The 10,582-nt window shown below is 32.7% G+C and carries 7 protein-coding genes; 3 read left to right on the forward strand and 4 right to left on the reverse strand.

From position 1 onward, the window contains the following. Positions 1 to 54 precede the first annotated feature (54 nt). Complete coding sequence (locus E1J38_RS14245) at positions 55 to 549, reverse strand: hypothetical protein (protein ID WP_133357490.1); 495 nt, start codon at positions 547 to 549, stop codon at positions 55 to 57. A 264-nt stretch (positions 550 to 813) separates the two neighbouring features. Here E1J38_RS14245 and E1J38_RS14250 point away from each other — a divergent pair, with 264 nt between their 5' ends. Next, positions 814 to 2,499 carry an RluA family pseudouridine synthase gene (locus E1J38_RS14250; RefSeq protein ID WP_133357489.1) on the forward strand — a complete coding sequence of 562 codons (1,686 nt, stop codon included), beginning with the start codon at positions 814 to 816 and terminating at the stop codon, positions 2,497 to 2,499. Between the two features lie 131 nt (positions 2,500 to 2,630). Here the strand turns inward: E1J38_RS14250 and E1J38_RS14255 are convergent, their stop codons facing one another. Both E1J38_RS14255 and fahA read right to left on the reverse strand, forming a co-directional pair. Then, complete coding sequence (locus E1J38_RS14255; RefSeq protein WP_133357488.1) at positions 2,631 to 3,818, reverse strand: hypothetical protein; 1,188 nt, start codon at positions 3,816 to 3,818, stop codon at positions 2,631 to 2,633. A 122-nt stretch (positions 3,819 to 3,940) separates the two neighbouring features. Further along, the gene (gene fahA, locus E1J38_RS14260; RefSeq protein WP_133357487.1) at positions 3,941 to 5,224 is read right to left on the reverse strand and encodes a fumarylacetoacetase; all 1,284 of its coding nucleotides are present in this window, start codon (positions 5,222 to 5,224) and stop codon (positions 3,941 to 3,943) included. Positions 5,225 to 5,437: 213 nt separating this feature from the next. Here fahA and glyA point away from each other — a divergent pair, with 213 nt between their 5' ends. Beyond that, on the forward strand, positions 5,438 to 6,712 hold the full coding sequence (gene glyA, locus E1J38_RS14265; RefSeq protein ID WP_133357486.1) for a serine hydroxymethyltransferase: 1,275 nt from the start codon (positions 5,438 to 5,440) through the stop codon (positions 6,710 to 6,712). Between the two features lie 131 nt (positions 6,713 to 6,843). Here glyA and E1J38_RS14270 read toward each other — a convergent pair whose 3' ends face one another. Further along, complete coding sequence (locus E1J38_RS14270; RefSeq protein ID WP_133357485.1) at positions 6,844 to 8,409, reverse strand: right-handed parallel beta-helix repeat-containing protein; 1,566 nt, start codon at positions 8,407 to 8,409, stop codon at positions 6,844 to 6,846. A gap of 323 nt (positions 8,410 to 8,732) precedes the next feature. On the opposite strand from E1J38_RS14270, the gene E1J38_RS14275 reads away from it, so the two are divergent. Further along, positions 8,733 to 10,424: a beta-N-acetylhexosaminidase gene (locus E1J38_RS14275; RefSeq protein WP_255449910.1), complete on the forward strand. Its 1,692-nt coding sequence runs from the start codon at positions 8,733 to 8,735 to the stop codon at positions 10,422 to 10,424. The last annotated feature ends 158 nt before the right edge of the window (positions 10,425 to 10,582 follow it).

A 10,582-nucleotide genomic window follows, 5' to 3' on the forward strand; every position in this document is an offset into this window, starting at 1 on the left:
AGTTGTACGTTTGGTAAGTTCTGGGTGTTTAGTTTTGAATAATTTCAATTTAAACTAAATACTCAAATAAAAAGAGTAAAGACTACCGAGCCCTGGCCTACATCCTAGGTAAAAATTTTCAGGAATACCATTATGAAAATCTACTTTGGTAATGGAGTAACTACAGTTTGTACATTCTACAGGCTTAAAAATAAGTTGATTATCTACTATTTGTGTTGGCAATTCACACTTAGTGTTCAAATAATAATTTCCAAGAAAATTGTGGTTTCTATCAAAGACTAAAATTTTATTTGTAATTTTCTTAGTTGGTCCCCAATACCGACTAGAAGTCATTATCTTGTATTTAGTAGCATCACTAGTTTCTATGTCTCCTAAATAATTTAAATGAATCTCTGATTGATTATCGCTAGGATTCCATTCACCAAAAATATAAGTTTGTTCTTTAATGTTATATTTCAATACAGTAATCATGAAATCTTCATTTTGAGACTGGCTAGAACAGGGTAAATAGAAGCATAGACAAAATAATGCTATTATTAGTTGTTTCATAGGGATTAATAAAAAGTCAGACTTCGAAAATAGTAAAAAATATATTAACAATTAATTTTTTATTAAACTACTGATTGTTATGTGTATACAGTGTTTTTTATTTAGTAAGAGTTTAATTTATAAAGCTAAAGTAATACTTTAAATCAGTTAATTTATCTATATTTATTTTAAAATTGATAGTTTATAAGTACATAAATAACCCAATATCTATACTTCATATTAATATATATAATTTCGTTCCTTTGCCACTCTTTTGAATTTAATATGAGTAATTTTAAAAACGTTTTATTTCACCCAATAAATCAGCCTAAAGAATTGTCTTTACCAAAGCAATTCACATTTCCTTTTTATTATGAACCGCATGAATTAAGTGTTTTGGCGGCAAAAGATTTGCAAAACTATCTTGAAAATCAGACTGATTTCACTCATAATTTTGGATTAAACCCAGAAGGTCAAGGATTGATTATAGGTAAAATGTTTGGTATTATGGTAGTTCAAAAAAATAATCGAACTATTGGGTATTTGGCGGCATTTTCAGGAAAATTAGCTGAACGAAACGATTTAAAGGGGTTTGTGCCTACTGTTTATGATACCTTAGATCCCAGAGGATTTTATAAAATTGGTGAACGAGAACTAAATGAGCTCAATAGAAAAATTGAAAAATTAGAAGCATCTCAGGAGTATCTCATTGCTAAAAAGAACTTGCAGTGTAGTATAGAAGATTATCATACTGAGTTAAGGACTTTAAAAGCTACTATTAAACAAAAAAAAGGGGAGCGTAAAGAACTCAGAGAGTCTAATAAAACAAATTTATCTAAAGAGGCTTATGAAAACTTGCTTGAGGATTTAAAAAAGCAAAGTATTCATTATCATTTTAGATTAAAAGATTTAAAAGAGGCTTGGAGAAAACGAATAGCATTAGCAGAATCAAATTTGAAAGAAATTCAAATTTCTATTGATGCGCTTAAAGAAAAGCGGCGTTTACAGTCTGCTTCATTACAAAGGCGTTTGCATGAGCAATATGCCTTTTTAAATGCCAACGGAGAGGCAAAAGATTTGTTGGAGATTTTTAAACAAACCACGATTCGTATTCCTCCGGCAGGTGCCGGCGAGTGCGCTGCTCCTAAACTATTCCAATATGCTTATGAAAATGGCTTAAAACCGATTACCATGGCTGAATTTTGGTGGGGAGCTTCGCCTAAATCTGAAGTAAGAAAGCATAAGCAATTTTATCCATCATGTAGAAGTAAGTGCGAACCAATTTTAGGACATATGATGCAGGGTTTAGATGTTGAGGATAATCCTATTTTAGAGTTTAATAGTAAAAGTGAACCACTAGAAATTGTTTATGAAGACGATTATTTGCTCATAGTAAATAAGCCAAATGAGTTTTTATCAGTACCGGGAAAAACCATCATAGATTCAGTACAAACTAAAATGCAGCAATATTTACAACATAGTTCGGGACCATTGTTGGTTCATAGATTAGACATGTCTACTTCTGGGTTAATACTGGTTGCAAAAAATGAAAAGACGCATAAGAACCTTCAAAAACAATTTATAAAGCGTAGTATAAAAAAACGTTATGTTGCTCTGTTAGATGGGGTAATTGAGCAACAACAGGGTGAGATTGATTTACCCTTAAGGGTTGACTTAGACAATAGACCCCGGCAACTAGTTTGCTATGAGCATGGTAAACCTGCTAAAACAAAATATACAGTTATTGGCGTTGAAAATGGAAAAACTAGAGTTTATTTTTATCCAATTACGGGTAGAACGCATCAACTAAGGGTTCATGCGGCTCATCAAGATGGATTGAATACACCTATTTTTGGAGATGATTTGTATGGAACAAAAGGAGCGCGCTTGCACTTACACGCTGAATATATAAAGTTTGAGCATCCTGTTACTCAAGAGATGTTGGAGGTAGTTAGTAAGGCTCCTTTTTAATTTATGTTTTTAATATTACAGACTCATACTGATAAGACTCCAGAATGAGATATGAGTTAAGAATTTGCCAGAAATTCACTTCAGTGTCATAGTTTAAAAAAACTCCCAAATTAATTTGGGAGTTTTTTATTTTAAATTCCTGCTATGGAAGCAGAATATGAATTAATAATTTGCTTTAATTGTATTTTTAAATCTTCACCTGTATCGTATATCATTTGTTCTGCTGTAGGGAAGGGAACAGCACGACGCTCTAAAAATGGAATTAGGTTTGTTTCTAAAGCCCTTCTGTCACCTCTGGACGTAGCGTAAATATGTTCAAAAATAAATTCGCTATTTATCGGAAAGGTATCAATTAATTGATTGTTTTGAAAATCAATATACTCCACATTTCCAGTGATTTGAGAGGCTTTAAATTGAGTAAATTCATAATACTCACAACGTACAGTTTTCATCTTATCAACTTGAATGGCATTACCTAAACTGTCTTTAACTACTTTTCCATTTTCTATCAAGTTTTCTTTGCCATCAGCAATTTGCTTTTCTTTAATGATGTGACGTTCCTTGATTTGTTCTGGTGAGATGTTAATACCTCTAAAGTTTACTTTCATATTGAAATCATAATTCAAATTTTCAACAGGGTTACTGTGAAATTGTAACCAAAAACTATTGATACCATAACTACTGAAATTCAACAGATCGTTTTCTAAGCGTGCTGGTATTATAATCCCAGAATCGTTGATCATATCAACAAGTACAAAATCAGTACCTTTTTGGTGAGCAACTTCCATTAAAGTTCTAATATCTTTGTAGTTAGGATTTATACTTTCAATTTCTCTTAACTGATTATAGGCCGCTCTTATATCAAATTTGTTATTTGAGTTAAGTAACGCTACCGCACTGTTATAAAGTTGCAATGACGCGCTATTTTTGTAGGTAATTAGCTCATCACTATAGTCATTGAAATTAAAATCAACCTCGCTTCCTTTAATATAAAGGGGGAGTAGTGGTTTAATGGCTTCTTGGCGATTATCTAAACTAATGTAGGCATCAAAAATGCGTAAATAGTTTTCTGGATTGTTATCTTTTTTTAGAAAGCTAATATTTTCTAAATCTCTAGAAACTGCTTTATAAAAAGCATCCTCCAAAAGTTCAATGATATCTGCTTTTCCTCTTCGGTCTTTATTGATTTTTAGTTTACCGATAGCATCGTTAATAGCACGATCGTAATTTCCATAACTGATAGTTTTTTCCATTTGTCTTCTAGTGCTACAAGACAAAATTAGAGTTATAACAAGAGAGATAAGTAGTGTTTTTTTCATGGGTCGTAATTTAAAGGTTTTGGATACCTATTCAATTGTAGTGCCAAAATACTAAATTAATCCATGAAATACGAATAAATCAGTTGAAATGTTTAAATATGTAATTTTTTGAAAGTTTTAGACTACTTTTTAATAAATATAGGAAGCAATTGTGTTTTAACTTCTCCAAAGCCAATACGGGTACCATCATTTTCACAATGACCTCTCATGATAACGGTATCATAATCGTTAATGAATTTGCGTTCGGTACCGTCTTTCATTTTTATAGGCTTTTCTCCTTTCCAAGTTAGTTCTAGCATAGAGCCATAGCTGTCTTCGGTAGGTCCGGAAATGGTTCCACTACCCATCATATCTCCAGAATTTACTGGACATCCATTAATTGTATGGTGTGCTAGCTGCTGTGCTATATTCCAATACATGTATTTGAAATTAGATTGAGATACAACGGTTTCCTTGGCGCCTTTAGGTTGAATGGATACTTCTAAATTGATGTCGAAACTCTTTTTGCCTTTGTAATGCAAATACTCTAGTTGAGGTTTGAGAGGTTTAGGTCCTTGAACTCGATAAGGTTCTAAAGCATCTAAAGTTACAATCCATGGTGAAATAGAAGACGCAAAATTTTTAGCTAAAAATGGTCCTAAAGGTTGGTATTCCCATTTTTGAATATCTCTTGCGCTCCAATCGTTTAGTAATACTAACCCAAAAATATATTCCTCAGCTTCTTCAATAGGAATAGGTTCACCTAAATCATTAGCGTCTGTTGTAATAAAAGCCATTTCTAATTCAAAATCAACCAATCTGCTAGGTCCAAAAACAGGTTCTGTTGCTCCGTTTGGAAGTGTTTGTCCTTGAGGCCTGTGAACTGGAATTCCTGATGGAATGATAGAGGAACTTCTTCCATGATATCCAACCGGAATGTGTAACCAGTTTGGTAACAGTGCATTATCAGGGTCTCTAAACATGCTTCCTACGTTGGTGGCATGTTCTAAACTTGAGTAAAAATCAGTATAATCACCAATTTCTACAGGTAATTGCATTTCAATTTCATCTAAGCGGAATAGAACAATTTCTTTGTGCTTTACATTATTCTTTAAAGTATTATTTTCAGCATCAAATATGTGAGCTATTCTATTCCTTACAGCGCGCCATGTTTTTCTCCCGTCTGCAATAAAATCGTTCAAAGTATCTTGTAGAAAAATATCATCTGTTAAAGCTATACCATCAAAATATCCTAGTTGGTGTAACGCTCCTAAATCAATAGCAGTATCACCTATACGTGTACCAATGGTAATAATATCATCACGCGTTAAGAATACCCCAAAAGGAATGTTCTGAATTGGGAAATCTGAATTTTTATCTACGTGTAACCACGACTTTCTATCTGGGTTGTTAGCTGATAATGGCATAACTATTTTATTGGTTAATGATTATTGAATTCTATTCAAACGTACACATTTTTTTTTAGTTTCATATAAAAAATGCTTTAAATCCATTAAAATTTAAAATTTGTCAAGTAGTTAATAAAACCGTTTAAAACTTATGTGTAATTCTGTGTTTTTTGGTGTTTAAAACTATTCAATTTCCTATTTTTGCCGGATAATTAACCATAATTTAATTTTATGCAACGCGACGAACAAATTTTTGAATTAATTGAAGCTGAAAAAGAGCGTCAATTACACGGTATAGAACTTATAGCATCAGAGAATTTTGTAAGCGAACAAGTAATGGAAGCTGCTGGTTCTGTTTTAACCAATAAATATGCAGAGGGGTACCCTGGTAAGCGTTATTACGGTGGTTGTGAAGTAGTTGATGAAATTGAGCAGTTGGCTATAGATAGAGCCAAAGCTTTATTTGGAGCAGAATATGTTAACGTACAGCCACACTCTGGAAGTCAAGCCAATACGGCTGTTTTTGCTGCTTGTTTAAAACCAGGGGATAAGATTTTAGGATTTGATTTGTCTCATGGCGGGCATTTAACACATGGTTCTCCAGTAAACTTTTCTGGTAAATTATACAATCCAGTATTTTATGGAGTAGAAGAGGCGACAGGAGTTTTAAATTATGATAAAATTCAAGAGATTGCAAGCAAGGAGCAACCAAAATTAATCATAGCAGGCGCTTCGGCTTATTCTCGTGATATTGATTTTAAGCGTTTTAGAGAAATAGCTGATAGCGTTGGCGCTATTTTATTGGCAGATATCTCACATCCTGCTGGATTGATAGCCAAAGGAATATTAAACGATCCGCTACCTCATTGTCATATTGTTACTACTACTACCCACAAGACATTAAGAGGTCCTAGAGGTGGTTTGATTATGATGGGTAAAGATTTTGAGAATCCTTTTGGAATTTCATTAAAGAGTGGGAAGTTACGTAAAATGTCATCATTATTAGACTCTGCGGTGTTTCCTGGAAATCAAGGTGGTCCATTAGAACATATTATTGCTGCTAAAGCCATTGCTTTTGGTGAGGCGCTTACAGACGATTTTTTACACTATCAATTACAAGTTAAAAAGAATGCTGCGGCTCTAGCACAAGCCTTGGTAGATAAAGAGTATAAAATTATTTCTGGTGGTACAGATAACCATTGTATGTTAATTGATTTACGCAATAAGAATGTGTCTGGCAAAGAGGCTGAGGAAGCTTTGGTGAAAGCGGATATTACGGTTAACAAGAATATGGTACCATTTGATGATAAATCACCGTTTGTAACCTCAGGTATTCGATTAGGCGTTGCTGCAGTAACCACACGTGGATTAAAAGAAGACGATATGGTAGCTATTGCTAATTTGGTTGATGAAGTGGTAACTAATCATGAAGATGAAGCACTGTTAGAAGCTACCAAAGAAAAAGTAAATGCTATGATGGCGGGTAGACCGTTATTTGTGGTATAGTGTGTACCCTAGACTTGTTTCTAGGTTTCATACAGTTTGATACATTCAACATGACGTGAAAAAACCAAGCCTGAAAATACATTTCAGGCTTTTTAATGTTCTTTATTTTTTTAATTATACTGACTGAGTTATCAATCTTCTTCAGGAAACACAATATGCTGATAAGCTCCTAAATCTGGAGAGGTTGTTCTATTTACTCCTAAAATATCGGTAGGTACTTGAGTTGCAAAGTTTGTTAAACCTTTATTTATGGCTGCAGACTCCTCCCCAATTATAAGCATATTCAAATCAGGGTCTTTAAAATCTGGATTCTGATTAAAAATATTTCCCTCGTAATGAGTAGCATCATTAAAGTCGTAATTAGGTCCACTAAAATTATTGTTATTATCTTCAAACCTAATAAGACAATTAGTGAATTTAAAATTAAAGTCAATGGAGGTGTCTTCAACCTCGTCAAGAAGAATTTCTGGATTATCGTTCCCGTAAATGATACAGTTATTAAAACTAGCCTCACTTAAATCAGTTACAACCGCATTATTATCGTCATCCAAAATAAAATTATTCAGTAATACGGATGGAAATTGTCTAAATCCGTTATTCCAATAATTAGCAATAGTACAGTGGGTTAAATTGTATTTTCCGCCAAAAGTACCTGCAAAAGATGATAACCCGGTGTTGTTTATGACTGTATTTTCAGCATTTATAGAGGTATTTCTGCCTAAAATCCCAAAGTTGCTACTATTGTAAATTTTAGAGTTGGTAATGGTGAGTTTATCTGTTGGGTCGTTGGCATTTCCATCACATAAAATACCAACCAAAGCATTTTTAATGGTTGTGTAGTTAATGATATTATTTACACTACCATCTAAAAACCAAATGGTTCCCCATTGTCCGGGTCTTTCAGAAAAATTAGGTTCTAGCCGGTCTCCTTCTAGAATTACTTCGTTTTCAAGTGTTTCTGGGTTACTACTTAAACCGCCATTTATTTGTAAAGACGCCCCATTATTTACTATTATACCCGAATTTTCATGAAAGTGTAAACGTGCCCCAGCTTCAATGATTAGTGTTTCACCGTTAGGTACTGTAGCAAACCCATAAATAACATAGGGTTTTTCATTAGTCATAGTTAATTCATTGGGTAATAATTCCCTTCCTTGTAATTCGGTCTCTATTTGTTCACCACCAATATCTATAGTTAGTGTTTCAATTACTTTTGTAGTATTATCTCTATCAGGGTAAATAAAAATGGCATCTTTTACCAGAGTTACTAACTCTACTTTTTGAAGGTTGGAACCAGCATCAAATTCTATTTGATCGGTATACAAGTATTCTCCATTAAGATTGGGTAAATTATTAATATCTATTGTGGTTTCAACAAATATGTAAAGACTATCCTTAGCTAAAAGTTCTATGTTATCAAACACTTTCCCAGCCATACCATCAATACTTAACCTGTAATTAGAAGCTTCCCCTAAAGCCAATCTTACCGAGGGAATAGATATATCATTATTACCTCTATTATAGACCTTTAAGTTGTATGTGCTGGAGCCAATGTTTGTAAAAACGGTGTCTAAGTAAACAGTATCTTTAGAAAAGCCAAGGTTGCCATTACTTGGTGAGAATTCAAAATCTTTACGGCAAGAGCTCCAAATGGTTAAAAATAGTAAGGTTAAGACAAAATATAGGTAACGGTTCATTATTAAAAATAATTTATGCTAAAATATAACTTTTGAAATAATGAATTAGTATGAACTTATAAGTATTTAGGTGTACTATTTACTAAATTATTTTAATAAAGAAAGAAAGGTTATTGGATTGTCTCGAATCAGATTTCAGAATAGACCTAATACCTAATATACTTCTGTAATTTAAGGACTATTTACAACCTCGTTATTTATAATGCAACAAAGATTAGTTTTTTCTAAAAAATTTCACTTACTTATAAAGTTTTAATAAGATACCAATTAAGAGGTAGTCTATATAAAAAGATGTCTAGATTATTAACATTAAGTAAATTGAAATGAAGTATTTAATTTTATCACTGGTATTTTTTATGAATTTTTCTTGCACTAACAAATATAAGGAGATCAAGAATACTGCAAATGATTATGATATTATTCCTAAACCAACAAGTTTGCAATTTATGGATGGAAAGTTTTTGGTTAATTCAAAAACTAAAATTGTTGTAGATTCTATATTAGAGAATGAGGGAGTATATCTTGCTGAAATACTTAATCGATTAAGTAGTTATGATATTAGTTCTCAAACAGAAGGTTCCGGAAACATAGAGCTTAGATTAGACGATTCCATTAAAAATGAAGAAGGTTACACCCTTTCTGTAACACATAAAAAAATTGTTATTTCAGGCAAATCTTCTAAAGGTGTTTTTTATGGTATTCAGTCCTTGCTACAGTTATTATCTCCTTCAAAAGACTCAAATAACTATGCACAAAATGAAATCACCATACCTGCAGTTGAAATTATTGACAGTCCAAGATATGTTTACAGAGGTATGCACTTAGATGTAGCCAGACATATGTTTCCTGTGAGTTTTATTAAAAAATACATTGATTTAATCGCCTTACACAAAATGAATACATTTCATTGGCATTTAACGGATGATCAAGGGTGGAGAATTGAAATTAAAAAATATCCTAAGCTAACTGAAATAGGATCTTGGAGAAACGGAACTATAATTGGACATTTTCCAGGAATGGCAAATGATAATAAAAAGTATGGAGGTTTTTATTCTCAAGAAGAAATAATAGATATTGTAGCTTATGCAGCAAAAAGACATATAACAGTAATTCCAGAAATAGAATTACCAGGCCATAGTAGTGCTGCCATTGCAGCTTACCCACATTTAAGTTGTTTTCCAGATGAGCCTACAACTGTTGTAAACAATATGATGTCAAATGCCAGCAAAGAAGCTCAGGCTAAAGAAACAGTAAAACTTGTACAAGAAACCTGGGGTGTTTTTCCTGATGTTTATTGTGCTGGAAAAGAAGATACATTTATTTTCTTGAAGAATGTACTTGATGAGGTGATTCAATTATTTCCCTCTAAATATATTCATATAGGAGGCGATGAATGCCCAAAAGATAATTGGGAAAAGTGTGTAAACTGTCAGTCTAGAATTAAAACAGAAAACTTAAGCGATGAGCACCAATTACAAAGCTATTTTATACAAAGAATTGAAAGGTATTTAAATTCAAAAGAAAAGCAAATTATTGGCTGGGATGAAATCTTAGAAGGTGGTTTAGCTCCTAATGCAACTATTATGTCTTGGAGGGGAACTAAAGGAGGTATTGAAGCTGCTAAACAAGGTCATGACGTTATAATGACACCTTACCAGTCTGTTTATTTTGATTATTATCAGCATGATAATAAAGACAATGAACCTCTTGCTATAGGAGGATTAACTACTGTTGAAGATGTGTACTCTTATAATCCCACGCCAGAAGAATTGTCGGAAGAAGAAGGGCATTATATTTTAGGAGCTCAAGCTAATCTTTGGACGGAATATATTAGTACGCCAAATTATGTAGAATATATGGTTTTACCAAGAATGACAGCGTTATCCGAAGTGGTTTGGTCTAAACAAGAAGATAGAAATTGGACTGATTTTAGCACTAGACTAATAACTTTCAGAGAACAACTTGATGCTTTAAAGTTACACTATGCTAAGCATGTTTATGAAAGTAAGGATTAAATTATTTATCAGTAACTATGAGTCGTCCTAAAATAGGTTGACCGATTATTGAATAAAATTAGTATTAATATTTGAACCATCAAAAGCTAGCTTTTGATGGTTTTTCTTTGTCCATTTTTTAAGTTTTATGTTCTGCTGTTTATGTGCTTGACTAGGAG

The sequence above is a fragment of the Seonamhaeicola sediminis genome, assembly GCF_004358095.2.
GTDB lineage: Bacteria > Bacteroidota > Bacteroidia > Flavobacteriales > Flavobacteriaceae > Seonamhaeicola > Seonamhaeicola sediminis.

Excerpts from the sequence above, each read along its gene's own strand:
- E1J38_RS14245 (WP_133357490.1), bottom strand. The coding sequence starts at position 549 with ATGAAACAACTAATAATAGCATTATTTTGTCTATGCTTCTATTTACCC.
- E1J38_RS14250 (WP_133357489.1), top strand. The coding sequence starts at position 814 with ATGAGTAATTTTAAAAACGTTTTATTTCACCCAATAAATCAGCCTAAA.
- E1J38_RS14255 (WP_133357488.1), bottom strand. The coding sequence starts at position 3,818 with ATGAAAAAAACACTACTTATCTCTCTTGTTATAACTCTAATTTTGTCT.
- fahA (WP_133357487.1), bottom strand. The coding sequence starts at position 5,224 with ATGCCATTATCAGCTAACAACCCAGATAGAAAGTCGTGGTTACACGTA.
- glyA (WP_133357486.1), top strand. The coding sequence starts at position 5,438 with ATGCAACGCGACGAACAAATTTTTGAATTAATTGAAGCTGAAAAAGAG.
- E1J38_RS14270 (WP_133357485.1), bottom strand. The coding sequence starts at position 8,409 with ATGAACCGTTACCTATATTTTGTCTTAACCTTACTATTTTTAACCATT.
- E1J38_RS14275 (WP_255449910.1), top strand. The coding sequence starts at position 8,733 with ATGAAGTATTTAATTTTATCACTGGTATTTTTTATGAATTTTTCTTGC.